Annotated in this window: 26 protein-coding genes; 11 read left to right on the forward strand and 15 right to left on the reverse strand. The window is 62.1% G+C overall.

The annotated features are described in order from the left end of the window. Positions 1–4: 4 nt before the first annotated feature. Genes J3361_RS05835 through J3361_RS05850 form a run of 4 tightly spaced genes read right to left on the reverse strand, consistent with a single transcriptional unit; the run spans position 5 to position 2,743 of the window. Positions 5–658, reverse strand: a complete 654-nt coding sequence (locus tag J3361_RS05835; protein WP_092333293.1) for an ABC transporter substrate-binding protein — start codon at positions 656–658, stop codon at positions 5–7. A gap of 11 nt (positions 659–669) precedes the next feature. Further along, on the reverse strand, positions 670–1,137 hold the full coding sequence (gene mlaD, locus J3361_RS05840; RefSeq protein WP_053118499.1) for an outer membrane lipid asymmetry maintenance protein MlaD: 468 nt from the start codon (positions 1,135–1,137) through the stop codon (positions 670–672). Beyond that, positions 1,137–1,934, reverse strand: coding sequence for a lipid asymmetry maintenance ABC transporter permease subunit MlaE (mlaE, locus tag J3361_RS05845; RefSeq protein WP_046063856.1), 798 nt, complete (start codon positions 1,932–1,934; stop codon positions 1,137–1,139). The genes mlaD and mlaE overlap by 1 nt, the downstream gene beginning before the upstream one ends. Beyond that, entirely contained in the window at positions 1,934–2,743 is an 810-nt protein-coding gene (locus J3361_RS05850; protein ID WP_207963227.1) for an ATP-binding cassette domain-containing protein, read from the reverse strand. The genes mlaE and J3361_RS05850 overlap by 1 nt, the downstream gene beginning before the upstream one ends. Before the next feature lie 273 nt (positions 2,744–3,016). Between J3361_RS05850 and J3361_RS05855 the strand changes: the two genes are divergently transcribed. The 10 genes from J3361_RS05855 to J3361_RS05900 all read left to right on the forward strand — a co-directional run bounded on the left by J3361_RS05855 (position 3,017) and on the right by J3361_RS05900 (position 10,022). Then, positions 3,017–3,991 carry a KpsF/GutQ family sugar-phosphate isomerase gene (locus J3361_RS05855; protein WP_207963228.1) on the forward strand — a complete coding sequence of 325 codons (975 nt, stop codon included), beginning with the start codon at positions 3,017–3,019 and terminating at the stop codon, positions 3,989–3,991. Next, positions 3,992–4,516 carry an HAD family hydrolase gene (locus tag J3361_RS05860; RefSeq protein ID WP_060739154.1) on the forward strand — a complete coding sequence of 175 codons (525 nt, stop codon included), beginning with the start codon at positions 3,992–3,994 and terminating at the stop codon, positions 4,514–4,516. It begins immediately after the preceding gene. A 7-nt stretch (positions 4,517–4,523) separates the two neighbouring features. Beyond that, on the forward strand, positions 4,524–5,093 hold the full coding sequence (gene lptC / locus J3361_RS05865; protein ID WP_207963230.1) for an LPS export ABC transporter periplasmic protein LptC: 570 nt from the start codon (positions 4,524–4,526) through the stop codon (positions 5,091–5,093). Further along, positions 5,080–5,625 (forward strand): lipopolysaccharide transport periplasmic protein LptA, encoded by a 546-nt coding sequence (gene lptA / locus J3361_RS05870; RefSeq protein WP_072410878.1) that lies wholly within the window; start codon positions 5,080–5,082, stop codon positions 5,623–5,625. The genes lptC and lptA overlap by 14 nt, the downstream gene beginning before the upstream one ends. Then, on the forward strand, positions 5,625–6,350 hold the full coding sequence (lptB, locus tag J3361_RS05875; RefSeq protein ID WP_018614004.1) for an LPS export ABC transporter ATP-binding protein: 726 nt from the start codon (positions 5,625–5,627) through the stop codon (positions 6,348–6,350). The genes lptA and lptB overlap by 1 nt, the downstream gene beginning before the upstream one ends. Before the next feature lie 164 nt (positions 6,351–6,514). Next, complete coding sequence (locus J3361_RS05880; RefSeq protein ID WP_186708766.1) at positions 6,515–8,008, forward strand: RNA polymerase factor sigma-54; 1,494 nt, start codon at positions 6,515–6,517, stop codon at positions 8,006–8,008. Between the two features lie 77 nt (positions 8,009–8,085). Further along, positions 8,086–8,394: a ribosome-associated translation inhibitor RaiA gene (gene raiA, locus J3361_RS05885; RefSeq protein WP_003178005.1), complete on the forward strand. Its 309-nt coding sequence runs from the start codon at positions 8,086–8,088 to the stop codon at positions 8,392–8,394. Between the two features lie 12 nt (positions 8,395–8,406). Then, positions 8,407–8,871, forward strand: coding sequence for a PTS IIA-like nitrogen regulatory protein PtsN (gene ptsN / locus J3361_RS05890; protein ID WP_207963232.1), 465 nt, complete (start codon positions 8,407–8,409; stop codon positions 8,869–8,871). Positions 8,872–8,873: 2 nt separating this feature from the next. Then, complete coding sequence (gene rapZ, locus J3361_RS05895) at positions 8,874–9,731, forward strand: RNase adapter RapZ (RefSeq protein WP_186708760.1); 858 nt, start codon at positions 8,874–8,876, stop codon at positions 9,729–9,731. Positions 9,732–9,746: 15 nt separating this feature from the next. Next, complete coding sequence (locus J3361_RS05900; protein WP_207963234.1) at positions 9,747–10,022, forward strand: HPr family phosphocarrier protein; 276 nt, start codon at positions 9,747–9,749, stop codon at positions 10,020–10,022. A 188-nt stretch (positions 10,023–10,210) separates the two neighbouring features. Here the strand turns inward: J3361_RS05900 and J3361_RS05905 are convergent, their stop codons facing one another. From J3361_RS05905 to pmbA, 6 genes are all read right to left on the reverse strand, one after another. Then, complete coding sequence (locus J3361_RS05905; RefSeq protein ID WP_207963236.1) at positions 10,211–11,101, reverse strand: ZIP family metal transporter; 891 nt, start codon at positions 11,099–11,101, stop codon at positions 10,211–10,213. Positions 11,102–11,120: 19 nt separating this feature from the next. Continuing rightward, positions 11,121–11,744, reverse strand: coding sequence for a superoxide dismutase (locus J3361_RS05910; RefSeq protein WP_207963238.1), 624 nt, complete (start codon positions 11,742–11,744; stop codon positions 11,121–11,123). A gap of 2 nt (positions 11,745–11,746) precedes the next feature. Next, the gene (locus tag J3361_RS05915) at positions 11,747–12,187 is read right to left on the reverse strand and encodes a hypothetical protein (protein ID WP_207963240.1); all 441 of its coding nucleotides are present in this window, start codon (positions 12,185–12,187) and stop codon (positions 11,747–11,749) included. A 28-nt stretch (positions 12,188–12,215) separates the two neighbouring features. After that, the gene (locus J3361_RS05920) at positions 12,216–13,592 is read right to left on the reverse strand and encodes a class II fumarate hydratase (protein ID WP_207963242.1); all 1,377 of its coding nucleotides are present in this window, start codon (positions 13,590–13,592) and stop codon (positions 12,216–12,218) included. Next, positions 13,585–13,980 (reverse strand): FagA protein, encoded by a 396-nt coding sequence (locus J3361_RS05925; RefSeq protein ID WP_207963244.1) that lies wholly within the window; start codon positions 13,978–13,980, stop codon positions 13,585–13,587. The genes J3361_RS05920 and J3361_RS05925 overlap by 8 nt, the downstream gene beginning before the upstream one ends. 259 nt (positions 13,981–14,239) lie before the next feature. Further along, positions 14,240–15,586 (reverse strand): metalloprotease PmbA, encoded by a 1,347-nt coding sequence (pmbA, locus tag J3361_RS05930; protein ID WP_207963246.1) that lies wholly within the window; start codon positions 15,584–15,586, stop codon positions 14,240–14,242. Between the two features lie 108 nt (positions 15,587–15,694). Here pmbA and yjgA point away from each other — a divergent pair, with 108 nt between their 5' ends. Next, a complete protein-coding gene (gene yjgA / locus J3361_RS05935; RefSeq protein ID WP_041020876.1) occupies positions 15,695–16,219 on the forward strand; it encodes a ribosome biogenesis factor YjgA in 525 nt (174 codons plus the stop codon). Positions 16,220–16,356: 137 nt separating this feature from the next. Here yjgA and tldD read toward each other — a convergent pair whose 3' ends face one another. The 5 genes from tldD to J3361_RS05960 all read right to left on the reverse strand — a co-directional run bounded on the left by tldD (position 16,357) and on the right by J3361_RS05960 (position 24,801). Continuing rightward, positions 16,357–17,799 (reverse strand): metalloprotease TldD, encoded by a 1,443-nt coding sequence (gene tldD / locus J3361_RS05940; RefSeq protein WP_053118465.1) that lies wholly within the window; start codon positions 17,797–17,799, stop codon positions 16,357–16,359. A gap of 5 nt (positions 17,800–17,804) precedes the next feature. Beyond that, positions 17,805–18,668, reverse strand: a complete 864-nt coding sequence (locus J3361_RS05945) for a carbon-nitrogen hydrolase family protein (RefSeq protein ID WP_207963247.1) — start codon at positions 18,666–18,668, stop codon at positions 17,805–17,807. 158 nt (positions 18,669–18,826) lie between these two features. Then, the gene (locus J3361_RS05950) at positions 18,827–22,630 is read right to left on the reverse strand and encodes a YhdP family protein (protein WP_207963248.1); all 3,804 of its coding nucleotides are present in this window, start codon (positions 22,628–22,630) and stop codon (positions 18,827–18,829) included. Positions 22,631–22,690: 60 nt separating this feature from the next. After that, positions 22,691–24,148: a ribonuclease G gene (gene rng, locus J3361_RS05955; RefSeq protein WP_003177988.1), complete on the reverse strand. Its 1,458-nt coding sequence runs from the start codon at positions 24,146–24,148 to the stop codon at positions 22,691–22,693. A gap of 56 nt (positions 24,149–24,204) precedes the next feature. Beyond that, positions 24,205–24,801 (reverse strand): Maf family protein, encoded by a 597-nt coding sequence (locus tag J3361_RS05960; protein WP_207963249.1) that lies wholly within the window; start codon positions 24,799–24,801, stop codon positions 24,205–24,207. Positions 24,802–24,887: the final 86 nt, after the last annotated feature.

The following is a 24,887-nucleotide window of genomic DNA, read 5'->3' on the forward strand; positions in this document are numbered from 1 at the left end:
TCGATCATTGTTCCTGCTTCTCTTTGGCTTCTTCGGTCACTTCCTTGGCCTTGGCGACTTCACCGGCCCAACCGTCGATGGTCTTGTCCAGGTCGTTGCCATTGCGCTGCATGGCGTCGGCGAACTGATCGCGGAACAGCTTGCCGATGTTGATGCCATTGATGATCACGTTGCGTACTTTCCACTCGCCGTTGATTTTCTCGAGTGTGTAGGACACAGGGTAGACCGCGCCGTTGTTGCCCTTGACCTGCATATCGACGCTGGTGCGGGTGCCGCTTTCATCCTTGGCCGGGGAAACGGTGATGCCCTGGTTGTTGTACTCCAGCAAGGCGTTGCCATAGAACTGCATCAGGCTGCGCTTGAAGTTTTCCTGGAAGCGGGTCATCTGCGCCGGGGTGGCCTTGCGCGAGTACTTGACGGTCATGATGCTCTTGGAGATGCCATCGGCGTCCACCACAGGGCCGACGATGCCGTTCAGCGCGTCATAGAACGCGCTGGGATCCTGCTTGTATTTCTCTTTGTTGGCGGCAAGGTCCGCCAGCAACCGGGTGGTCGTGTCCTGGATGATGTCATGGGCCGAAGGCGCGGCCACGGCGTTGGCCATCAACGGCAGCGCCGCGAGCAGCACCAACAGGCTACGTCGCAAGATAGAGATCATTCAAAAGCTCCTCATTTGGCGTCTTTGCTAACGGTATTGAGCAGGAATTTACCGATCAGGTCCTCGAGCACCAGGGACGACTGCGTGTCATGGATCACGCCACCGTCCTTGAGCACGGCGTCTTCGCCACCCACGCTGATGCCAATGTACTTCTCGCCCAGCAGCCCAGCCGTGAGGATAGATGCCGTGGAGTCAGTCGGCAGGTTGTCCACGCGCTTTTCCAGCTGCAGCGTCACCCGACCGGTGAAATCCTCGCGGTTCAGATCGATTGCCGTGACCTTGCCGATGGTCACACCGGCCATGGTCACCTTGGCTCTGACCGTCAAACCGGCAATATTGTCGAAGTTGGCATAAAGTTTATAAGTATCGGTGCTTGCCGTCGGCGCCAGTCCACTGACCCGCAGGGCCAGCAGCAGCAAAGCCAGGATGCCAGCCAGCAAGAAAAGGCCGACACCGATTTCCAGGGTGCGGTTTTGCATCAGAAATCTCCAAACATCAAGGCGGTCAGAATAAAGTCAAGGCCCAGGACCGCCAGCGAGGCGTACACCACGGTCTTGGTTGTGGCACGGCTGATCCCCTCTGAAGTGGGCTCACAGTCATAGCCTTGGAACACGGCGATCCAGGTCACGACGAACGCGAACACGGCACTTTTGATCACGCCATTGAGGACATCGTCGAGGAAGTCGACGCTGTTCTGCATGTTCGACCAGTAGGAACCTTCATAGACCCCCAGCCAGTCGACGGCTACCCAGGAGCCACCCCAGATCCCCACGACGCTGAAAATCATCGCCAGCACCGGCAGGGAAATGAAGCCGGCCCACAGGCGCGGGGCAATGATGTACTTGAGCGGGTCGACACCGATCATTTCCAGGCTCGACAGTTGCTCGGTGGACTTCATGTTACCGATTTCAGCCGTCAGCGCCGAACCGGCACGCCCGGCGAACAGCAGCGCGGTCACCACGGGGCCAAGCTCGCGCAGCAGCGTCAGGGCGACCATCTGCCCGACCGCCTGCTCCGAACCGTAGCTGGACAAAATGCTGAAGCCTTGCAGCGCCAGCACCATGCCGATGAAGATCCCGGAGACCACGATGATCACCAGGGACATCACGCCCACCGAGTGCAACTGCTTGACCAGCAGGCCAAAGCCGCCGCCCGTCGAATTGCGACCGAGCAAGGCGTGCATCAGAAACAGCGAGGAACGGCCCAGCACCGCCACCACGTCGATGCCGGAGCGACCGAACAAGCGAATTCTTTCCAACAGTGATTTCTTGCGCATCAGCGCTTCCCCAACAGATCGGTACGGTAATCCGTGGCCGGAAAATGGAACGCCACCGGCCCGTCCGGATCCCCCTTCATGAATTGGCGAATGCGCGGATTGTCCGAATCCACCAGTTCCTGCGGCGTGCCCTGCCCCAGCACCTGGCCATCGCCGACCACATAGATGTAGTCGGCAATGCTCGCGGTCTCGGCCAGGTCGTGGGAGACCACGATACTGGTGATGCCCAGCGCATCGTTGAGCAGGCGGATCAGGCGCACGAGCACGCCCATGGCGATCGGGTCCTGGCCGACAAAGGGCTCGTCGTACATGAGGATCTTCGGATCGAGGGCAATCGCCCGCGCCAGCGCGACACGACGCTTCATGCCACCGGACAGCTCGTCCGGCATCAGGTCGATGGCGCCACGCAGCCCGACGGCCTGCAACTTGAGCAGAACGATGTCGCGGATCATTTCTTCCGGCAGGTCGGTGTGGACCCGCAGCGGGAACGCCACGTTCTCGAACACATCGAGGTCGGTAAACAATGCACCGCTCTGGAACAACACGCCCATGTGCTTGCGCGCATCGAACAGGTCGCTACGAGACAATTGCGGAAGATTCTGGCCATTGACCCAGACTTCGCCGGCGTTGGGGCGCAGTTGTGCCCCCATCAGCCGCAGCAGCGTGGTCTTGCCACACCCGGATGGCCCCATGATGCCGGTGACCTTGCCCCGTGGTATGCGAATATCGATGTCATTGAAAATGCTGCGCGTCCCTCGCTTGAAGGACAGTCCCTTCAGCTCGACCGCGTAGGCGTTGTCGGCACTCATCTAAACTCCTTGCGATGCAGCCTCACATTCGAATGCCCTGGGCAGCCGACAAGCGCCGGTACCGCCGGGCAGCGAACCGGCGGCGAACTATATCACTGCAACAGCCAAGCGCCCAAGGCCAACGCCCCCGCCGTTAAGCCTGGCTTAAGGTAAAAAGTCTGATTTTGTGTCAAACCTTGCAGCCGCTTGCACAAAGCATGACGAACTTACGTGAGGGAATTGTTCATTACCGCTATAATCGCCGCCTTTTCATCGGGCTATACGATTTCTGACATGAGCCAATCCAGCGACCTGATTCAATCGGCACAACGTACCATCCGCCTCGAGCTTGAAGCCGTGCAAGGCTTGCTGCCCCATATCGACGCTGATTTCGTACGCGCCTGCGAGATGATTCTGGCCAGCAAGGGCCGCGTGGTCGTGGTCGGCATGGGCAAGTCCGGGCACATCGGCAACAAGATCGCCGCCACCCTCGCCAGCACCGGCACCACGGCCTTTTTTGTCCATCCGGCCGAGGCCAGCCACGGCGACATGGGCATGATTACCCGGGACGACGTCATCCTGGCCTTGTCCAATTCCGGCTCCACCAACGAGATCATCACCCTGCTGCCGCTGATCAAGCGCCTGGGTATCCAGTTGATCAGCATGACCGGCAACCCGGACTCGCCGCTGGCCAAGGCCGCCGAAGTCAACCTCAATGTCCATGTCGAACACGAAGCCTGCCCACTGAACCTGGCACCGACCTCCTCCACCACCGCCGCCCTGGTCATGGGCGACGCGCTGGCCGTGGCGCTGCTGGAAGCCCGGGGTTTCACCGCGGAAGATTTCGCCTTCTCCCATCCCGGTGGCGCCCTCGGCCGCCGCCTGCTGCTGAAAGTCGAAAACGTGATGCACGCCGGACAGGAACTGCCGCAGGTGCTGCGCGGCACGTTGCTCAAGGACGCGCTGATGGAAATGACCCGCAAGGGACTGGGCATGACGGTGGTCCTGGAGGCCGACGGCAAGCTCGCCGGGATCTTTACCGATGGCGACCTGCGCCGCACCCTGGACCGCACCATCGACATCCACAGCGCGACCATCGAACAAGTCATGACGCCCCACGGCAAGACCGCCCGTGCCGAGATGCTCGCCGCCGAGGCCTTGAAAATCATGGAAGACCACAAGATCAGCGCCCTGGTGGTCGTCGATGACGAAGACCGTCCGGTGGGCGCCCTGAACATGCACGATTTGCTGCGTGCGGGAGTCATGTAAATGAACACAGACCTGTTGCAACGGGGCAAAGCCATCAAGCTGGCCGTATTCGATGTGGACGGTGTGCTGACTGACGGTCGCCTGTACTTCCTCGAAGACGGCAGCGAATTCAAGACCTTCAACACCCTCGACGGCCAAGGCATCAAGATGTTGATGGCCGCCGGCGTGCAGACCGCTATCATCAGCGGCCGCAAGACCCCGGTGGTCGAGCGGCGCGCGAAGAACCTCGGCATCCCGCACCTTTACCAGGGGCGCGAAGACAAACTGGTGGTGCTGGACGAGCTTCTCGGTCAACTCAACCTGAGCTATGAACAAGTGGCCTATCTCGGTGACGACCTGCCGGACCTGCCGGTGATTCGCCGGGTCGGCCTGGGCATGGCAGTCGCCAACGCGGCCAGTTTCGTGCGCGAGCACGCCCACGGCATCACCACGGCGCGAGGTGGCGAAGGTGCCGCCCGCGAATTCTGTGAACTGATCCTGCGCGCCCAGGGCCGCCTCGAAGCGGCCAACGCCGCGTACCTGTGAGCCATTTATGCTGAGCAAAAAGATTCGCACCATTGTGGTGTTTGCCTGTATCGCGGCGATTTTCGCCGCGGTGGGCTATTGGAACATCAGCCCTGAACGGTTCCTTGACCAGCCTGTGGCCCAGGTCGAGGAAAAGATCGACTGGTACGCGACCAACACCCATACCCTGCAATACCTGCCCGACGGCAAAGTGCAATACGAGATGACGTCCGACAAGGTCGACCACGTAAAGGCCACTGACATTACGCTGGTTACCAAGCCGGACCTGAACATGTTCCGCGGCACCGACTTCCCGTGGCACGTGCAGAGCGAGCACGCCGAAGTCAATTCCGGCGGCACCGAAGTGGAACTGATCGACTCGGTACGCATCGCCCGGACCGACGAGAAGAACCGTACGACCATCATCACCAGCACACGCATGACCGTGTTCCCACAGCAAGAATATGCGCAGACCGAGCAACCCGTTAGAATCGACGGCGCCGGGGGTGTATCGACCGGCACGGGAATGAAAGCGTATTTGAAGGAAAGCAGGATACACCTGCTATCGAACGTAAGAGGACAGTATGAAGCTCGCTAAAACCCTCCCTATTTTGCTCAGTCTGGGCGCAGCACTGGGAAGCGCGAGCGCCTGGGCTCTTCCCGACGACCGCAACCAACCTATCCGCATCCAGGCCGATGACGCCCAGCTCGACGACAAGAATGGCGTCGCCACCTATAAAGGTGACGTGATCATCACCCAGGGCTCGATGAAGGTTACCGGCAACACCGTGACCATCACACGCACCCAGTCCGGCGATATCGACGTGGTGACCTCGGTGGGCAACCTGGCCTATTTCGAGCAGATGCAAACCGCAGGCGACACCAAGCCGGTACAAGGCTACGGGGTGACCATCCAGTACCACGCCTCCCAGGATCGCGTGGTCCTGATCGACCGCGCCAAGGTCGTCGACAAGGACAACAACGTCACCCAGGGCGAGAAAATCGTCTACGACACCAACAAGAAACTCGCCAGCGCCGGTCGCGCCACCGGCAGCAAGGTGACCGAGCAGCGTCCGCGGATCGACATGGTGATCCAGCCTAAAAAGAAAACCGAGCAGAAGGCCCAGTAATGGCAACTCTGAAAGCTCAGCACCTGGCCAAGAGCTACAAGAGCCGTCAAGTCGTGCGTGATGTCAGCCTGTCCATCGACAGCGGCCAGATCGTCGGCCTGCTCGGCCCCAATGGCGCGGGCAAGACCACTTGCTTCTACATGATCGTCGGCCTGGTCCAGGCCGATCAGGGTCGCGTACTGATCGACGACCTGGATGTCAGCCACCAGCCGATGCACGGCCGCGCGAAGGCCGGTATCGGCTATTTGCCGCAAGAAGCGTCGATCTTCCGCAAACTGTCGGTGGCCGACAACATCATGGCGATCCTCGAGACCCGCAAGGAACTCGACAAGGCCGGCCGCCGCCAGGAACTGGAAAGCCTGCTGCAGGAATTCCACATCAGCCACATTCGCGACAACCTGGGCATGAGCCTGTCCGGTGGTGAACGGCGTCGCGTGGAAATCGCCCGCGCTCTGGCCACCGCGCCGAAATTCATCCTGCTCGACGAACCGTTCGCCGGCGTGGACCCGATCTCGGTGGGAGACATCAAGCAGATCATCCATCACCTCAAGGCCAAGGGCATCGGCGTGCTGATCACCGACCACAACGTGCGCGAGACGCTGGATATCTGCGAAACCGCCTACATTGTCAATGACGGCCAGTTGATCGCCGAAGGCGACTCCGCTGCGATTCTGGCCAACGACCTGGTCAAGGAAGTGTACCTGGGCCATGAGTTCCGCCTGTAAGCACACGTGTCTGGCGAATTGCCGGGGCGTCGTTTAATTTAATTATGGCGACGCTCTAGGCAAACACTTCAGTTTCAGGCATATAATTTGCTTAAGTTTGGCGCTTCGGCGCCCTGTAGTGGATGGCGCATGTGCGCCGGCGAATAAGGTGTTAAGCCCCTGCCATGAAACCATCGCTAGTCTTGAGAATGGGCCAGCAGCTGACGATGACACCGCAGCTGCAACAGGCCATCCGCCTGCTCCAATTGTCGACCCTGGACCTGCAACAGGAAATCCAGGAGGCCCTGGAGTCCAATCCGATGCTCGAACGCCAGGAAGAAGGCGACGACTTCGATAACACCGATCCGCTGGCCGACAACGTCGAGCAGAAGACCAACACCGAGATTCCGGAACCGTCCTACCAGGAAGCCGCTCCGACGGTGGACAACCTCGAGGAAGGCGAATGGAACGAACGCATTCCCAACGAACTGCCCGTGGACACGGCCTGGGAAGACGTCTACCAGACCAGCGCCAGCAACCTGCCAAGCAGCGATGACGACGAGTGGGACTTCACCACCCGCACCTCTGCCGGCGAGAGCCTGCAAAGCCATCTGTTGTGGCAACTGAACCTGGCGCCGATGTCCGACACCGATCGCCTGATCGCCGTGACCCTGATCGATTGCATCAACAACCAGGGCTACCTGGACGAGACCCTCGAGGAGATCCTCGAAGCCTTCGACCCCGAGCTCGACATCGAGCTGGACGAGATCGAAGCCGTCCTCCATCGCATCCAGCAATTCGAGCCGGCCGGCATCGGCGCTCGCAACCTGGGCGAGTGCCTGTTGCTGCAATTGCGCCAGTTGTCCGCCAAGACACCGTGGCTGGCCGAAGCCAAGCGACTGGTCACCGATTACATCGACCTGCTGGGCGGTCGCGACTACAGCCAACTGATGCGCCGCATGAAGCTCAAGGAAGATGAGCTGCGCCAGGTCATCGAGCTGGTGCAGAGCCTCAACCCGCGCCCCGGCTCGCAGATCGAATCCACCGAGCCTGAGTACGTGGTGCCCGACGTGATCGTGCGCAAGCACAATGATCGCTGGCTGGTGGAGCTCAACCAGGAGTCGGTGCCCAAGCTGCGGGTCAACGCCCAGTACGCCGGCTTCGTCAAGCGCGCCGACACCAGCGCCGACAACACCTTCATGCGCAATCAGTTGCAGGAAGCCCGCTGGTTCATCAAGAGCCTGCAAAGCCGCAATGAAACCTTGATGAAGGTTGCCACCCAGATCGTCGAGCATCAGCGCGGCTTCCTGGAGTACGGCGATGAAGCGATGAAACCGTTGGTCCTGCATGACATTGCCGAGGCCGTGGGCATGCACGAGTCGACGATTTCCCGGGTGACCACGCAGAAGTTCATGCATACCCCCCGGGGCATCTATGAATTGAAATACTTTTTCTCCAGCCACGTCAGCACCTCCGAAGGCGGCGAATGCTCGTCCACGGCCATCCGCGCGATCATCAAAAAACTGGTGGCCGCGGAAAATCAGAAAAAGCCGTTGAGTGACAGCAAGATCGCTGGTTTACTGGAGGCACAAGGCATTCAGGTGGCCCGCCGTACCGTCGCCAAGTACCGTGAATCCCTCGGGATCGCGCCTTCGAGCGAACGCAAGCGGTTGATGTAACAAGGCCACGCCACAGCGTTCCAGTGGCAGGCATTTCTGCCTGCCGCTTTATGCACTGGCAACGAAGGAGAAGCTGTATGCAAGTCAACATCAGTGGACACCAACTGGAAGTGACCGAACCCCTGCGCACCTACATCGGCGAAAAACTCGACCGATTGGAGAGGCATTTCGACAAGATCACCAACGTGCAAGTCACGATGAATGTCGAGAAGCTGCTGCAGAAAATCGAAGCCACGCTGCATATTCCCGGCGGAGAAGTGGTTGCCAACGCAGAGCACACAGACATGTATGCCGCGATTGACCTGCTGACCGACAAGCTGGATCGCCAACTCAAAAAGCATAAGGAAAAGACCCAGAGCCTCCTCCAGGGCGCCACCGGTCGTTAACCCCCCCAATCCATGATCCGACTAGAAACCATCCTGACCCCCGGCCGTTCCCAAGTGAACGCGCCGGGCGGCAGTAAAAAGAAAGCCCTCGAACAAATTGCCAACCTGATCCACCGCGAGGTGCCGGATCTGGTCATGCAGGACGTCTTCGAGGCCCTGGTTGCCCGTGAAAAACTCGGTTCCACCGGTTTTGGCAACGGCATCGCCATTCCTCACTGCCGTCTCAAGGGGTGTGCCGCGCCGATCAGCGCGCTGCTGCACCTTGAAACCGCGATAGATTTCGACGCCATCGATGGCGCCCCGGTCGACCTGCTGTTTGTCTTGCTGGTTCCGGAAGCGGCGACCGATGCGCACCTTGAGCTGCTGCGCCAGATCGCCAGCATGCTGGACCGCAAGGAAGTGCGCGAAAAACTGCGCAGCGCGCCGAGTAACGAAGCTTTGTACCAGGTCGTCCTGGACGAGCAGAACGGTCATTAAACATGCGCATGATCATCGTCAGTGGTCGCTCCGGCTCCGGTAAAAGCACGGCCCTCAACGTGCTTGAGGACAGCGGTTACTATTGCATCGACAATTTGCCCGCCGGCCTGCTGCCGGAACTGGCCGAGCGCGCCCTGATCCACACGGAACTGGCGCAGTCGCTGGTGGCGGTGTCCATCGATGCGCGCAACCTGCCGAGCCACCTGTCGCGCTTTCCTGAATTGCTCGAGGAAGTGCGCAGCCGGCATATCCAATGCGATGTGTTGTACCTGGATGCCGACGAAGAGACGCTGCTCAAGCGCTTTTCCGAAACCCGCCGGCGCCACCCCCTGAGCAACGCCAACCGCTCCCTGGCCGAAGCCATCGAGGATGAAAGCCAGCTGCTGGGGCCGATCGCCGACCTGGCCGACCTGAAGGTCAACACCACGCACCTGAACCTGTATCAGTTGCGCGACACAATCAAGCTGCGCCTGCTGAACCAGCCGGAGCCGGGCACGGCGTTCCTGGTGGAGTCGTTCGGCTTCAAGCGTGGCATGCCGGTAGATGCCGACTTGGTGTTCGATGTGCGCTGCCTGCCCAACCCCTACTGGAAACCGGAATTGCGCGAGCAGTCCGGGCTTGACCAACCGGTGATCGACTACCTGGCCGCACAGCCTGATGTCGAGGAAATGTACCAGGACATCTCCAGCTACCTGCTCAAATGGCTGCCCCGCTTTGCCGCGAGCAACCGCGCCTACGTCACGATCGCCATCGGCTGTACCGGCGGTCATCACCGCTCCGTCTACCTGACCGAACGCCTGGGTCAACTCCTGCAACAATCCCTGAAGAATGTCCAGGTTCGCCACCGCGACCTCAGCTAAAGGATTCACATCGCGATGCCTGCTCAGGAAATTGAAATCATCAACAAGCTGGGTTTGCATGCCCGAGCGTCGGCAAAGTTTGTCGGTGTGGCGGGTCAGTTTCCGGATACCACGATCAGGGTCGGGCGTACGCCCGAGAACACCGTCGACGGTAAAAGCATCATGGCGATGATGATGCTCGCCGCCGGCAAGGGGACCAAGATTCACCTGAGCACTGAAGGGGAGCAGGCGCAGGAAGCGATGGACGCGCTGGTGGACCTGATCAACCGATATTTCGACGAAGGCGAGTAACTGCCCAAGTCCAAAGGCGGATTTGTTGTGGCAAGGGAATTCATTTGTGGGAGCAAAGCTTGCTCGCGATGAACGATAACTGCGCTAACCTGAACAATCGCGGCGCCTGCATCGCGGGCAAGCCTTGCTCCCACAATTGAATCCCCTCGCCACAGATAAATCACATCACCATCGATATCTGCCGTTTGTCACGCCAACGCCGTATCCAACACCATCATCAGACAAAACCCCACCAGCAATCCCAGACTCGCCAGTTTCTCGTAACCATTGCGACGGGATTCGGGAATGACCTCATGGGTCACCACCAGCAGCATCGCCCCGGCCGCCAACGCCAGGCCAAGGGGCAAGAGCATCTCGGCCAGGCTCACCAACCAGGCGCACAGCAGCGCGAACACGGGCTCGACCAGGCCTGACGCGGCGCCAATCAGGAACGCCTTGACCCGCGACATGCCCGCTGTCGCCAGCACCAGCGCGATCACCAGCCCTTCCGGGACATCCTGCAAGGCGATGCCCATCGCCAGGCTGTCGGCATCCGGCATGCCACCGCCCGCCGACACGCCCACCGCCATGCCTTCCGGAATGTTGTGGGCGATGATGGCAAACACAAACAACCAGATCCGCGGCGCAATGATCGGACGCCCTGGTACTGCGACTAATTTTCCGGGACTGGCCGAGACCTTGCGGTCCACCAGATACAACCCGAACGCCCCCGACATGATGCCAAAACAGATAAGCCCGCTGGCCGACCAAGGCGTGAACCCTAATTGCTCGGCGGCGGCAATGCCCGGCACGATCAGCGAAAACGCCGTGGCGGCGAGCATCACCCCGGCGCCGAAGCCTAGCAGCGAATCGCTCACGGCCTGGGGCATGCGTCGAATGACCAGCACCGGCACGGCCCCCAGCGCGGTGCCCAAGGCACACAACCCACCGCCTTGAAGCGCCCGCAACAGCTTGGGCTCCAGGTTCAGCCACGCCAGGCCCTGGGCCGCCAACAACGTCATGCCGGCCAACAGCAACAGCGACCCCAAGGCATAGCGGAACATCCGTCCGCCGCCAATCGCCAGTGTTTGAGTATCCATGGTCAGCCTTGGGTTGTGTTCATGAAGGACTCGAAGCCAGCGCCGCCTGATAACGCCGGGCGACTTCAGGCCAATTGATCACGTTGTAGAACGCATTGATGTATTCCGGACGACGGTTCTGGTAGCGCAGGTAATAGGCGTGTTCCCACACGTCCAGGCCAAGAATCGGCGTGTTGCCATTCATCAACGGACTGTCCTGGTTGCCGCTGCTTTCCACCACCAGGGTCTTTTGCGGGGTCACGCTCAACCAGGCCCAGCCGCTGCCGAACCGGGTCAGCGCCGCTTTGGTGAAGGCTTCCTTGAAGCGCTCGATGCCGCCCAGTTGCGCGTCGATCGCCGCCGCCAGGGCGCCCTCGGGCTGGCCGCCGCCCTGGGGCGTCATCACCTCCCAGAACAACGAATGGTTGGCGTGGCCACCGCCCTGGTTGACCACCGCGGCCTTCAGGTTTTGTGGCAACTGTTCCACTCTGGCCACCAGTTTTTCGACGGGCCATTCGGCGTATTCGGTGCCATCCACCGCCGCGTTGAGGTTATTGATGTAGGTCTGGTGGTGCTTGGTGTAGTGGATCTCCATGGTTTGCGCATCGATGTGCGGTTCCAGGGCGTCGTAGGCGTAAGGCAATGCGGGCAAGGTAAAAGCCATGTTCAATGAACTCCGTGATAAAGAGAGGCATTGCGCTGCCGGGGCGTGACGGCATTGCAGTGCAGCAGGCGTTGGGTGCGCGGGTACTCACCGTGCTCGCTGATGAAATTCAGCAGTTCGACATAGGTCTTGTGGCTCTGGCGTTGCGCAGCGGCGCGCAGGGCCGGTGCCAGGCGTTCGTCCTGCATTGTCTGCAACAACCGCTGGTGGATCGCGCACAAGTATTCGGCGCTCTCCTCCGGCTGGTTCAAGCGCAGGTGAAGGTCCGCCAGGTTGTGGTGGGAGACGACGCAGGCCGCCACGGCTTCGTCGGCGTCCGCCCAACGCTCGAACAACACTTGGGCCAGCGCCAGGGCTTGCAGGTAGGCTTCGCGGGCATCCACCAGCTCGCCTTGCATGAAACAGCGATTGGCCCGTTCGATCGTACGTTTCCAGTGTTCCATGATGAGTCCTCCAGACAGGTGTCGGGGGTTACACGCCGCCAGCGGTGAGCTTCTCTGGGTCCAGCAGGACTTCGAGTTCGCTGCGCGTCAGGTCGGTGTGTTCCAGGGCGACATCGATGACCGGCCGGCCTTGCTGGTAAGCCTTCTTGGCGATCTCAGCGGCCTTCTGGTAACCGATGATCGGATTCAACGCAGTCACCAGGATCGGGTTGCGTGACAACGCTTCCTTGAGCCTGGCTTCATTGACCTTGAACGTGGCGATGGCCTTGTCCGCCAGCAAGCGGCTGGCGGTGGACATCAGGGTAATGCTGCTCAGCAGGTTCTGGGCGATGATCGGCAGCATCACGTTCAACTCGAAATTGCCCGATTGACCGGCGATGGTGATCACCGTGTCGTTGCCGATCACTTGGGCCGCCACCATCGCCGTGGCTTCAGGAATGACCGGGTTGACCTTGCCGGGCATGATCGAGGAACCCGGTTGCAAGCCTTCCAGCTCGATTTCCCCCAGGCCTGCCAGCGGCCCGGAATTCATCCAGCGCAGGTCGTTGGCGATTTTCATCAGCGACACAGCGGTGGTCTTGAGCTGACCGGAAACCGCCACGGCGGTGTCCTGGGAGCCGATCAAGGCAAACAGGTTCTTGCCCGGGGTGAATTGCACCTGGGTCAGTTGCGTCAGTTGCTGGCTGAACAGCTCGGCGAAACGTGGATGGGCATTGACCCCGGTGCCCACTGCCGTGCCGCCCTGGGCCAGGGATTGCAGGCTTGGCAGCAGGTCTTGCAAATGGCCGATATTGGCCTTGAGCTGCTGGGCCCAACCGTCGAGCACCTGGCTCAGGCGCACCGGCATGGCATCCATCAGGTGGGTGCGGCCAGTCTTGATGAACGGGTGGACTTCTTCGGCCTTGCGCTCGATCACCTGCACCAGGTGCAACAACGCCGGCAGCAGCTGCTCATGCAGGGCCAGCGCGGCGCTGACATGAATGCTGGTGGGAATGATGTCGTTGCTGCTCTGGCCGCAGTTGACGTGGTCGTTCGGGTTGACCGCCTCCCCCAGCAAACCGCTGGCGAGGGTGGCGATCACTTCGTTGGCGTTCATGTTGGAACTGGTGCCGGAGCCGGTCTGGAAGATATCCACCGGAAAATGCTCCATGTAGCGGCCTTCGAGCAGCCCCAGGGACGCATCGACGATGGCCTTGCCCTGGGCCGCGCTGATTTGTTCCAGCTCTACGTTGGCCCGGGCGGCGGCAGCCTTGGCCAGGATCAAGGCTCGAATGAATTGCGCCGGCATGCGCTGGCCGCTGATCGGGAAGTTATCCACGGCTCGCTGGGTCTGAGCGCCATAGAGGGCATCCACCGGGACGTGCAGTTCGCCCATGCTGTCGCGTTCGATACGGGTATTACTCATCGGGAGATCCTTGCACCAGTTCAATAAGGGGAATCGATGGCGCCAGGGCACAGGTGGCCAGCGCCCAGGCGTGGCTCTGCCAACGCTTGAGGCGGCAGCGGCACAGTGATTGTCGTTCGAGGTCTCGCAACGGGCGCCAAGCCTGGTCGAGGCAGAGGCTGCGCCAATGCCAGGGCAGCGCGACATCCGAGGCGGTGTCGAGCAGCAAGCGGAAGGCGGTTTCGGAGATCATCCACGGCGAGGTGGCGGTACAACAGGCCAGGTAATGGCCCTCGGCCAGATAATGCTCGATCAACCGCGGCTCGTCCGGGTTCATCGCGCAACGGATCTGGCGACTCATCCAACGCCAGCTTTCAAGGTAGGGTTGTTCGTGCAGGGCAAAACTCATGACCGGGGCTCACTCGGCGAATGAGATTCATTATTAGATGATAATAAGAAGCAACACAACCGCGAGCGACACAAAAAACATTGTGGCGAGGGAGCTTGCTCCCGCTGGGCTGCGCAGCAGGCCCAAAAAACCTACGACTGCTTCGCAGCCGAGCGGGAGCAAGCTCCCTCGCCACAAAAGCGCTCTCGCCACAGGATCTTCGGGCACAAAAAAGGCGCGTCACCCCAGTGGATGACGCGCCTTTTTACATGGTGAGGCGTTAGCTCCCCGCCACCATCATCCGCTCGATCAGCACTGAGCCGGTGCGGATGTTGCTGCGCAATTCCAGATCGTTGCCCACGGCCACGATCTGTTTGAACATGTCGCGCATGTTCCCGGCGATGGTCACTTCCTGGACCGGGAACTGGATCTCGCCGTTCTCGACCCAGAAACCCGCCGCGCCACGGGAATAGTCCCCGGTGACCATGTTCAGGCCGTGGCCCATCAGTTCCGTCACCAGCAGGCCGCGGCCCATGCGTCGCAGCAAGGCGGCCTGATCTTCTTCGCCATGGGTCACGAACAGGTTATGCACGCCACCGGCATTGGCGGTGCTCGGCATGCCGAGCTTACGGCCCGAATAGGTGCCGAGGATATAGGACACCAGCTCGCCGTTTTCCACGAACGGCTTGGCATAGGTGGCCAGGCCATCGCCATCGAACGCCGAGCTGCCCATGGCCTGCATCAGGTGCGGACGCTCGTCGATGGTCATCCATTCCGGGAACAGCTTCTGGCCCAGCGCGCCCTCGAGGAACGACGACTTGCGGTACAAGTTGCCGCCGGACACCGCCGACAGGAAGCTGCCGAACAAGCCACCGGCCAACTCGGCCGAAAACAGCACCGGCACTTCGCAGGTCGGCACCGGCCGCGCGCCCAGGCGGCTGGCCGCCCGTTGCGCGGCTTTGCGGCCGATGCTCACCGGGTCCGCCAGCAAGGTGCCCTGGCGGCTCACGTCGTACCAGTAGTCGCGCTGCATCTGGCCGTCGGCTTCGGCGATCATCACGCAACTGAGGCTGTGGCGAGTCGATGCATAACCGCCGATGAAACCGTGGCTGTTGCCGTAGACCCGGCAGCCCTGGTGGGTATTGAGCGTCGTGCCGTCGGCGTTCTTGATCCGGCTGTCGGTCTCGAATGCCGCCGCTTCGCAACGCAGTGCCTGCTCGATGGCCTGCTCTGGGGTGATGTCCCAGGCATGGAACAGGTCGAAATCCTTCAGTTCCTTGCACATCAGCGCAGCATCGGCCAGGCCCGAAGCTTCGTCTTCGGAGGTGTGCTGGGCAATCGCCAGGGCCGCGGCGACGGTTTCGCGAATTGCGTCCGGGCCGCTGGCCGAAGTGCTGGCCGAGCCCTTGCGCTGGCCCACGTACAAGGTGATGCCAAACCCCTGGTCGCGATTGAATTCGACGGTTTCCACCTCGCGCTGGCGTACCGACGTCGACAGGCCCTGCTCCAGGGACACCGCCACTTCGCACGCACTGGCACCCTGGCGCTTGGCCTCGGCGAGGATCTGCTCGACCTGTTCCTGCAGTGCCGGCAATGCTTGCGGGCCGACGCTTTGAACTGCACTCATGGTGTTCTCCACTCAAATTCTGTTTTCGGTGATGGCCATCGAGCGACCGGGCCGGACAAGCGGCCCCCGACTGGTTATCATGGCGGCGTTTCTTTGCGGACTGCCACCATGGTTGATTCTTACGACGACTCCCTCTACGAGGGTGAAAAAAGCAAATCCCAGGTCAAACGCGAGCTGCATGCTCTGGTTGACCTCGGCGAGCGCCTGACAACACTCAAGCCTGACTTGCTGGCCAAACTGCCTTTGACCGACGCCTTGCGCCGGGCCCTGGCCGATGCGCCCAAGCACACCGCGAATATCGCGCGTAAACGGCACCTGCAATTCATCGGCAAACTGATGCGCGATCAGGACACTGACGCCATCCTCGTTCTGCTCGATCAACTCGATGCCTCCACCCGGCAGTACAACGAACGCTTCCACAACCTGGAACGCTGGCGCGATCGCTTGATCGCTGGCGACGACGGCACCCTGGAAAAATTCGTCGTCGACTACCCGGAGGCCGATCGCCAGCAATTGCGCTCCCTGATCCGTCAGGCCCAGCACGAAGTGGCGCAGAACAAGCCACCGGCCTCGAGCCGTAAAATCTTCAAGTACATCCGTGAGCTGGACGAGACTCAACGCGGCCTGCGTTGAGTTTCACCCGCTTCACGGGGTGACTGTGGCGAGGGAGCTTGCTCCCGCTGGGCTACGCAGTAGCCCAAATGCGGTTGCTACGCAACCGAGCGGGAGCAAGCTCCCTCGTCACGACTCAAACAAGTCCCCGAATATCTTCAAGCGCCCGTGCCACCCACGGTAATCGCATCGATCTTCAGGGTCGGCTGGCCGACGCCCACCGGCACCGATTGCCCGTCCTTGCCGCACGTACCCACACCGCTGTCCAGCGCCAGGTCGTTACCGACCATCGAGACCTTGCTCATCGCCTCCGGCCCGTTGCCGATCAGGGTCGCGCCCTTGACCGGTGCGGTGATCTTGCCGTCTTCGATCAGGTAGGCCTCACTGGTGGAGAACACGAACTTGCCGCTGGTGATGTCCACCTGGCCGCCGCCGAGGTTGGCGCAATAGATGCCTTTTTTCACCGAGGCGATGATTTCCGCCGGATCGCTTTGGCCACCGAGCATGTAGGTGTTGGTCATGCGCGGCATCGGCAGGTGCGCGTAGGACTCACGACGACCGTTGCCAGTACGGGCCACGCCCATCAACCGGGCGTTGAGCTTGTCCTGCATGTAGCCCTTGAGCACACCGTTCTCGATCAGCGTGGTGCATTCGGTCGGCGTGCCTTCATCGTCGACGCTCAGGGAGCCACGACGCCCGGCCAGGGTGCCGTCATCGACAATGGTGCAGAGTTTCGAGGCGACCATTTCCCCCATGCGCCCGCTGTAGGCCGAGCTGCCCTTGCGGTTGAAATCGCCTTCCAGGCCGTGGCCCACCGCTTCGTGCAGCAGCACGCCGGACCAGCCCGACCCGAGCACCACCGGCAACGTGCCCGCAGGCGCCGGGATGGCTTCGAGGTTGACCAGGGCCTGGCGCAGCGCTTCGCGGGCGTAACCCATGGCACGGTCTTCGCTGAGGAAATAACGGTAGTCGGTGCGCCCGCCGCCACCATGGCCGCCGCGCTCACGACGACCGTTCTGCTCGACGATCACGCTGACGTTGAACCGCACCAATGGCCGCACGTCCGCCGCCAGGCCACCGTCGGTGGAGGCCACCAGGATCCGCTCCCAGACCCCAGCCATGCTCACCGACACTTGTTGGATGCGCGGGTCGAGGGCGCGGGTGGCAACGTCGATGCGCTTGAGCAGCTCGACTTTTTCGGCGCGGCTCATGACTTCGAGCGGGTTGTCCGGGGCATAGAGTTGCGCCACGTCCTGGCTGCTGAACGCCTGGACCGTGCCGTTCTGCCCGGCCCGGGAGATCGAGCGGGCCGCACGAGCCGCTGCGCCGAGGGCTTCGAGGGTGATGGCGTTGCTGTAGGCAAAACCGGTCTTTTCCCCGGACTGGGCACGCACGCCCACGCCCTGGTCGAGGTTGAAACTGCCTTCCTTGACGATGCCGTCTTCCAGGGACCAGGACTCGGAGATCTGGCCTTGGAAATACAGGTCGGCGGCATCGATACCCGGGCCGGCCAGATCGCCCAGCACGCCTTGCAGGCTGTCGAGGGTCACGCCGCCGGGGGCTAGAAGGTGTTCACTGACTGAGGATAACAACCCGCTCATATGTTTTACGCCTTGAATTCGTCATCTTGGACAGGCCGCTGTCGAGCGCCCTGCGAGAAAAAGCGCCGATGGCTGGCCACCGGCATGCGCGCCCGGATGGACGCCTGTTCGCTGCTGTCGCGCCCGGCCACCAGCACGGCCTCGCCTTGATCCTGTTGCGCCAGCACGCGGCCCCACGGGTCGACAATCGCGGCATGGCCGAAGGTTTCCCGAGGCCCCGGATGCACGCCACCCTGGGCGGCCGCCAGCACGTAGCACTGGGTCTCGATGGCCCGGGCGCGGATCAGCACGTCCCAATGGGCCGCGCCGGTCACCGCGGTAAATGCCGACGGCGCCGTGATCAACTCCGCTCCGGCAGCCCGCAGCTCGCTGTAGAGCTCCGGGAACCGCAAGTCATAGCAGACCGTCAGGCCCACCCGGCCGACGGGGGTATCGGCCACCACCACGTTGGCACCATAAGCATAGTCATCCGACTCCCGATAGCGCCCGCGATTGTCCGCCACGTCCACATCGAACAGGTGCAGCTTGTCGTAGCGCGCCACGATCTGGCCCTGATCATCGACCAGCAACGAACAGGCATGGGACCTTGCCTCGGGCCGGTCCACCGGGGGCAACGGCAGCGTGCCGGCCACAATCCATAACTTGAGGTCACGGGCGGCCTGTTTCAACCAGGGCAGGATCGGTCCCTGACCAAAGGCTTCGGCACGCCCGATGGCAGCCACGTCCCGCCGCCCCATCGCCGCGAAATTCTCCGGCAGCACCGCCAGCCTCGCGCCGCTAGCGGCAGCCTGCTCCAGCAGCACCCGGGCGCGGGCCAGGTTGGCGAGCACATCGCTTTGGCTGACCATTTGAATCACGGCGACTGGCATGGTGTTCCCTCTTTATCCTCGCCCAAGGCAGCTGTGGGAGCAAAGCTTGCTCGCGATGAGGCAAGTAAATCCAACATATAGGCTGATTGATACACCGCAATCGCGAGCAAGCTTTGCTCCCACAGGCTCGCTCCCAAAAGGGGTGTTCGCATCGTCTGTCAAAACGGCTTGTCAAAGGTGATCTTCGGCTCTTTCCACGGCCCCTTGACGTCGTATCTTACGCTGGCAAAGCGCGCCACGCGGTCACCGATCAGCTTGTCGATCAGAAACAGCGCCCCGCCCACCGCCGGCGCGCCAACGATCAGCGCGGCAATCGGCAGGTTGTTGGTCACCGGCAGCGTCACCAACAGCTTGGCGTCGACCCGGTCGGCCACCATGTCCAGCGTCCCGTTGAGCTCCAGGTTGCTCGACGGCCCGGTCAGGGTAATGGGTTCGCGGGTCACGTACACACCGTCGCTCGCCACCAGCAGCCCTTTGACCCGGTCATAGCTCAAGCCCTTGCCGAACAGGTCGGAGAAGTCCAGGCGCAAGCGTCGGCCGATGGAGTTGAAGTTCAGCAGGCCAAATACCCGCAACGCCTGGGCGCTGCCTTCAATTTCAACAAACTGGCCTTTGCTCAGCGAAGCGTCGAGGCTGCCGGAAAAACGCTTGGTGGCGACCCATGCTGGCGAGCCCGGCCAACGGCCATCGACATCCAGGCGGAACGCCTGGCTGGTCACGCTTGGCGCAAATCCCCAGCCCTTGAGCACATCGCCCAGGTTCTTGCCGCTGATCCGGCCCTTGTACCAACTGCTGGTGGAACCGGGCACGCCTTCCCAGCCGCCACTGCCGTTCAACACCATGCCCTTGAGACCCATGTCCAGGTTGTTCAGCGCGATGCCCTTGGCGGTCGGTCGCACTTTCAACGACCACGCGCCGATCAGATCGGGGCCCTGGAACAGTTGGTCGATGGCGATATCCATCGCCGGGATCTTGCCGGGATCGACCGGCGCCAACGGATCCGGTGCGTTTTCATCCGCCTGGACCGTCGGGTCGGTGGCCGGCAGGCGAACGTAGTCAAGCTTGATACCAATCGGGGCGGCCTTGGCATCCGGCAGGCTGACATTGCCCTTGGCCTGCTGGCTGGCGAGCCGCAAGGCCCAGGCGTCCGGCTTGCGGTCCAGTTGCACCGACGCCTGGTCCAGGGTGGTGCCCAAGGCCGTCAGTTTGCCGACGTTCAGATCGACGCTGCTGAGCAGTTGCTTGGCACTGCCACCCGGGTCCTGGCCGGCGTACTTGTTCACTAGGTCCTGCCAGGGGCTGACGTCCAGTTCCGACAAGGTGCCACGCAGCCGCAGCCCCTTGGCGCCCGGCAGCACCGCATCGCCGGCGCCCAGCAGCAATTCGCCGCGGCCGTCGGCGACTTTCCCGCTGGGCGCGGCGTACGTGAAGCTGGCCAGGTCGCCATAGTCGGCCCAATAACGCCGCTCCGGCCCTTGCAGAGTCATGCGAAACACCGTGTCGCGCCCAACATCGGCGGCCATGCCGAAGGGGGCCGGCAGGTCGACGGCCACGCCCTTGAGGCTGGAACTGACCGACAACTGGCTGTCGGCGCCATCAAGGATCACTTGCAACTGATAGGGCACGACCCCCGATACCGGCAACGGTTGGGTGACATTCAGCCAACTGGTGAGTTTCTTGACCTCCACTTGCCCAGACGCGGTGACCCGGGTGTTGAGCGCCCCGGCACGGCCCTCGGCGAAAATCTGCGCAGTCACAGGCCGGTCGAATGCCCGGGCACTGATGCCCTTGCCGCTCAGGCCCTTGTTGCTGTCGAAGCGAAAATCGCCCTTGAGCTGGGTCAGCTCCAGCGCCGGTTCGCTGAGTTTGAGACGCGCCTTGTCGGTGGCGAAATCCACCAGGATCTTCGGTTGCTCGCCTTTGACCAGCGGGATATCGAGCTTCACGCTGCCGTTCAGGTCGCCCTCGCCTTCCCAGCCGGCGAAGGTCTCGGCCGTCCCGATCGGCGCGGTCTGGAGGATTTTCAGACCGTCGCCCAGCCCGCCGGCGAATCCGCCGTCCAGCAACAGATGGGAACTCTGCCCGGTCGGTACGTGGGGAATGTTCACCGAAATATCCTTGACCTGGGTGTCGAGCAACTGCCCCTGGCTGGCGAAGATGCGCACGCCACTGTCTTCGACGAAGACATCGCCGCTGACCTTGCTGACCGAAGGCCAGCCCGGCTGGAACGCCAGTTCGGCGTCATGGACCTTGAAAAACAAACTGATGCTGCGGTCCGCGTCCCCGGCGCCTTTATTCAACGAGCCTTGGTACTGGAAAAAGCCCTCGTCCACTGCGCCCTTGACGATGGCCGTGCGCAGCCACTCATCCAGCGCCGGACTGAGGACTGCCGGCAGGTACTTGCCGGTGTAGCGCCCATCGCCGTCCACCAGGCCGACCCGCAGGTCCATGTAGTCTTCCTGGCTGTGGTCCAGATGCAGGCGGATCAGGAAGTCGCCGGCAATCCGGCCCTCCTCGCCCAGCACTTTCAGGTACGGCGCGATCAGCGTGAAGCTCTGCTTGTCGAGCTTCCAGATCAGCCGGGCGTTGGCTTGCAGGTACTGCCAGGGCTTGGCGAAGATCGGGTCCAGGTGCAGGGAAAAATCCTTGCTGTCCATGCGCAGCTCGCCGCCGCCCAAGTCACCGCTCAGGCTCCCGGAGACGTTGCGCGCCGCCGGGGCGCCGCGATAGGCATTGAAACCGACGGTGTCCAGGTTGGTGGCGAAGCTGACTTTCTGATCACCGGTGTTTTGTGGTCGATAGTCCAGTAGCACGTTGCGCAGGGCACCGGTCACCTTGAGCCGGTCAATCGTCGTGGCCAGGCCTTCGGGCAACGGCGCCAGGGCGTTGAGCAACGGTGTGAGGGGGGTCAGGTCCAGGCGATCGGCCTGCAGGTGCCAACGCTCCTCGGCCTGCTCGGTGGCGGCGGTTTGTCGCAGTTGCAGGTGCGATTCCCAGCGGGTCTCGCCCAGGTTCATCGCCAGGGAGTCGAAGGTCGCGGTAAAGCCCTGGTCGCCACGCTGGAAATACCCATTGAGCGCCAGGTTATGGATCTGCACCGGCTTGCGCTCGGCGTAGGCACCCAGGATGTCAGGAGCGTTCAAGCGCATGGCCGCGCTTTGCACCGTACCGCCGCCCCAACTGAGCCAGAACTCGCCACCGGCCTTGATCCGGGAAAAATGCCATTGCTGGGTCAGGCGTTTGGGCAGCCATTTGGACCAGTCGCTTTGCGGCAGGCTCAAGTAGGCGTCGGCCTGGCCATTCTTCCAGTCGCTGGCGCGCAGGCGAGTACGCAGGTTGATCGCCACCGGCTGGCCGTCGGGCAGGGTCAGGCGTGCGTCCAGGCGCTGGCGGGTGGCGCCGGTGCGCAGGCTCAAGCCAACGTAGGTCAGGGTCAGCGGCGGTTGCTCGACGGGTTGCAAGGTCACCTGGCTATCGAGCACCGAGAGTTTGGAAACCATTTGCATGCGTTCGAGCAGTTGCTGCGGGTCGAGGGGCTGATCGTCCTTTACCGGCAGGCCTTCCAGGGCCCACTTGCCGTCGGCGCCCTCCTTGAGGCTGATCTTCAGGCCGCTGACTTCCAGGTGGGCGATGCGCACCTGCCGCGCCAGCAGGCTGTCCCACAGGTCGGGCACCGCCCGCACCTGATCCAGGTGCAAAGCGTTGGGGCCCTCGCCAACCACCACGTCGCGCGCCGCCAGGACCGGCGCCAGGCCGCCCCAACTGCCGTCGAGGCTGCCGATGTGCACGGGCATGCCCATGGCCGCGCCGGCGCGGACCTCGACCTCGGCGCGGTATTCGGCCACCAGCGGGACCAGCTCGCGACCGAGGCTGACGTACAACGCCAGCAGCACCAGCAGCAGCGCGCAAAGCCCCAGCCCCCAACGAGTCAGCGTCGCGATCAAGCGTGTCAGACGCTCCATGTCAGTGGGCCCCCCTGGTAAAAACAATCAAATCCGCGGGCCCGCCGCTTCCCAAGCTCTTCAGAGCAACACCACGTCGTATTGTTCCTGGGAATACATGGTTTCGACCTGGAAGCGAATCGTGCGTCCGATAAACGCTTCCAGCTCCGCGACATTGCCTGACTCCTCGTCGAGCAGGCGGTCCACTACTTTCTGGTTCGCCAACACTCTATAGCCGGTCGCCTGGTAGGCGCGCGCCTCCCGGAGGATTTCCCGGAAGATTTCGTAACACACGGTTTCCGGGGTCTTCAACTTGCCGCGACCCTGGCAACTGCTGCACGGCTCGCACAGCACCTGCTCGAGGCTTTCGCGGGTGCGCTTGCGGGTCATCTGCACCAGCCCCAGTTCGGTGATGCCGATGATGTTGGTCTTGGCGTGATCGCGTTCGAGTTGTTTTTCCAAGGTCCGCAGCACTTGGCGCTGGTGCTCTTCATCTTCCATGTCGATGAAGTCGATGATGATGATTCCCCCCAGGTTGCGCAGGCGCAATTGCCGGGCAATGGCGGTGGCGGCTTCCAGGTTGGTCTTGAAGATGGTCTCTTCCAGGTTGCGATGACCGACGAACGCCCCGGTGTTGACGTCGATAGTGCTCATGGCTTCGGCCGGATCGACCACCAGGTACCCGCCGGACTTGAGCGGCACCTTGCGTTCCAGGGCTTTCTGGATTTCGTCTTCGACGCCATAGAGGTCGAAAATCGGCCGCTCGCCCGGGTAATGCTCAAGGCGATCAGCGATTTCCGGCATCAGTTCGGCGACGAACTGGGTGGTTTTCTGGAAGGTTTCCCGGGAATCGATGCGGATCTTCTCGATCTTGGGGCTGACCAGGTCACGCAAGGTCCGCAGCGCCAGGCCCAGGTCTTCGTAGATCACGCTGGGGGTGGCGATGGTCTTGATCTGCGCGGCGATCTGGTCCCAGAGCCTGCGCAGGTAGCGGATGTCCATGAGGATCTCATCGGCCCCGGCCCCTTCGGCGGCGGTGCGCAGGATGAAGCCACCGGCTTCCTTGATGCCTTCTTTTTCCACGCAGTCGCTGACCACCTGCTTGAGGCGCTCGCGCTCGCCTTCGTCTTCGATCTTCAGGGAGATGCCAACGTGGGCAGTGCGCGGCATGTACACCAGGTAGCGCGACGGGATCGACAGTTGCGTGGTCAGGCGCGCGCCCTTGGAGCCGATGGGGTCCTTGGTGACCTGAACCACCAGGCTCTGACCTTCATGCACCAGCGCGCTGATGCTCTCCACGGCCGGGCCCTCGCGCATGGAGATTTCCGAGGCGTGGATGAATGCCGCGCGGTCCAGGCCGATGTCGACGAAGGCCGCCTGCATGCCCGGCAGCACCCGGACCACCTTGCCCTTGTAGATATTGCCGACGATGCCACGCTTTTGCGTGCGCTCGACGTGGACCTCTTGCAGCACACCGTTTTCAACCACCGCCACGCGCGATTCCATCGGCGTGATGTTGATCAGGATCTCTTCACTCATGGCAGGGTCTCGTTCAGGCATGTTCACGATAATGGCCGCATCAAGTCAGACGGCGCTCAGCGCGCGCTCAAGGTTTGCCAACAGGGTATGCCGAAATGGCCCAGCAGTTCTGCGGTTTCGCACAACGGCAGGCCGACCACGGCCGAATAACTGCCTTCGAGCCCGGCGACGAACACCGCGCCCAGCCCTTGGATACCATAGCTGCCCGCCTTGTCCCGGGGTTCGCCACTGGCCCAGTAGGCCATCGCTTCCTGTTCCGCAATGGGACGAAAACGCACTCGACTGCGCACCACCCGCGATTCGCAGCGCGAGCCGTCCAGCACGGCGATGGCGGTCAGCACTTCATGCTCGCGACCGGACAGGCTCAGCAGCATCGACAAGGCGTCTGCCTGATCCACGGGTTTGCCAAGAATCCTCCCCGCCAGCACCACGGCCGTGTCCGCACCGAGCACGCAGCCATCCACACCGGGTTGCAGCGCACGTAGCCCAGCCTCGGCCTTGCCGCACGCCAGGCGCTCGACATAGGCCGATGGGGTTTCGTGGTCCAGGGGAGTTTCGTCGATATCCGCGCCGATGGCGGTAAAGGGCACGCCGATCTGCGTGAGCAGCTCACGCCGACGCGGCGAGCCTGAGGCGAGGTAAAGCGGTTTCATCAAGACATCTCCCTAACGCGACCGGCTTTTGTGATCAGAGCTTGCTCCCGCCGGGCTGCGCCGTAGGAGCTGTGTAGGAGCTGACG

Origin of the sequence: Pseudomonas sp. OA65 (assembly GCF_017498305.1) — a bacterium.
GTDB classification, from domain to species: domain Bacteria; phylum Pseudomonadota; class Gammaproteobacteria; order Pseudomonadales; family Pseudomonadaceae; genus Aquipseudomonas; species Aquipseudomonas zanjanensis.

What these genes read in the sequence shown, in the direction of transcription:
- lptA (WP_072410878.1), top strand. Translation starts at nt 5,080, where the DNA reads ATGAAGCTCGCTAAAACCCTCCCTATTTTGCTCAGTCTGGGCGCAGCA.
- yjgA (WP_041020876.1), top strand. Translation starts at nt 15,695, where the DNA reads ATGGTTGATTCTTACGACGACTCCCTCTACGAGGGTGAAAAAAGCAAA.
- rapZ (WP_186708760.1), top strand. Translation starts at nt 8,874, where the DNA reads ATGCGCATGATCATCGTCAGTGGTCGCTCCGGCTCCGGTAAAAGCACG.
- J3361_RS05860 (WP_060739154.1), top strand. Translation starts at nt 3,992, where the DNA reads ATGAACACAGACCTGTTGCAACGGGGCAAAGCCATCAAGCTGGCCGTA.
- J3361_RS05905 (WP_207963236.1), bottom strand. Translation starts at nt 11,101, where the DNA reads ATGGATACTCAAACACTGGCGATTGGCGGCGGACGGATGTTCCGCTAT.
- J3361_RS05880 (WP_186708766.1), top strand. Translation starts at nt 6,515, where the DNA reads ATGAAACCATCGCTAGTCTTGAGAATGGGCCAGCAGCTGACGATGACA.
- lptC (WP_207963230.1), top strand. Translation starts at nt 4,524, where the DNA reads ATGCTGAGCAAAAAGATTCGCACCATTGTGGTGTTTGCCTGTATCGCG.
- tldD (WP_053118465.1), bottom strand. Translation starts at nt 17,799, where the DNA reads ATGAGCGGGTTGTTATCCTCAGTCAGTGAACACCTTCTAGCCCCCGGC.
- J3361_RS05925 (WP_207963244.1), bottom strand. Translation starts at nt 13,980, where the DNA reads ATGAGTTTTGCCCTGCACGAACAACCCTACCTTGAAAGCTGGCGTTGG.
- J3361_RS05850 (WP_207963227.1), bottom strand. Translation starts at nt 2,743, where the DNA reads ATGAGTGCCGACAACGCCTACGCGGTCGAGCTGAAGGGACTGTCCTTC.
- raiA (WP_003178005.1), top strand. Translation starts at nt 8,086, where the DNA reads ATGCAAGTCAACATCAGTGGACACCAACTGGAAGTGACCGAACCCCTG.
- J3361_RS05835 (WP_092333293.1), bottom strand. Translation starts at nt 658, where the DNA reads ATGATCTCTATCTTGCGACGTAGCCTGTTGGTGCTGCTCGCGGCGCTG.
- J3361_RS05950 (WP_207963248.1), bottom strand. Translation starts at nt 22,630, where the DNA reads ATGGAGCGTCTGACACGCTTGATCGCGACGCTGACTCGTTGGGGGCTG.
- mlaE (WP_046063856.1), bottom strand. Translation starts at nt 1,934, where the DNA reads ATGCGCAAGAAATCACTGTTGGAAAGAATTCGCTTGTTCGGTCGCTCC.
- rng (WP_003177988.1), bottom strand. Translation starts at nt 24,148, where the DNA reads ATGAGTGAAGAGATCCTGATCAACATCACGCCGATGGAATCGCGCGTG.
- ptsN (WP_207963232.1), top strand. Translation starts at nt 8,407, where the DNA reads ATGATCCGACTAGAAACCATCCTGACCCCCGGCCGTTCCCAAGTGAAC.
- J3361_RS05855 (WP_207963228.1), top strand. Translation starts at nt 3,017, where the DNA reads ATGAGCCAATCCAGCGACCTGATTCAATCGGCACAACGTACCATCCGC.
- pmbA (WP_207963246.1), bottom strand. Translation starts at nt 15,586, where the DNA reads ATGAGTGCAGTTCAAAGCGTCGGCCCGCAAGCATTGCCGGCACTGCAG.
- J3361_RS05900 (WP_207963234.1), top strand. Translation starts at nt 9,747, where the DNA reads ATGCCTGCTCAGGAAATTGAAATCATCAACAAGCTGGGTTTGCATGCC.
- J3361_RS05910 (WP_207963238.1), bottom strand. Translation starts at nt 11,744, where the DNA reads ATGGCTTTTACCTTGCCCGCATTGCCTTACGCCTACGACGCCCTGGAA.
- J3361_RS05945 (WP_207963247.1), bottom strand. Translation starts at nt 18,668, where the DNA reads ATGCCAGTCGCCGTGATTCAAATGGTCAGCCAAAGCGATGTGCTCGCC.
- mlaD (WP_053118499.1), bottom strand. Translation starts at nt 1,137, where the DNA reads ATGCAAAACCGCACCCTGGAAATCGGTGTCGGCCTTTTCTTGCTGGCT.
- J3361_RS05915 (WP_207963240.1), bottom strand. Translation starts at nt 12,187, where the DNA reads ATGGAACACTGGAAACGTACGATCGAACGGGCCAATCGCTGTTTCATG.
- lptB (WP_018614004.1), top strand. Translation starts at nt 5,625, where the DNA reads ATGGCAACTCTGAAAGCTCAGCACCTGGCCAAGAGCTACAAGAGCCGT.
- J3361_RS05920 (WP_207963242.1), bottom strand. Translation starts at nt 13,592, where the DNA reads ATGAGTAATACCCGTATCGAACGCGACAGCATGGGCGAACTGCACGTC.
- J3361_RS05960 (WP_207963249.1), bottom strand. Translation starts at nt 24,801, where the DNA reads ATGAAACCGCTTTACCTCGCCTCAGGCTCGCCGCGTCGGCGTGAGCTG.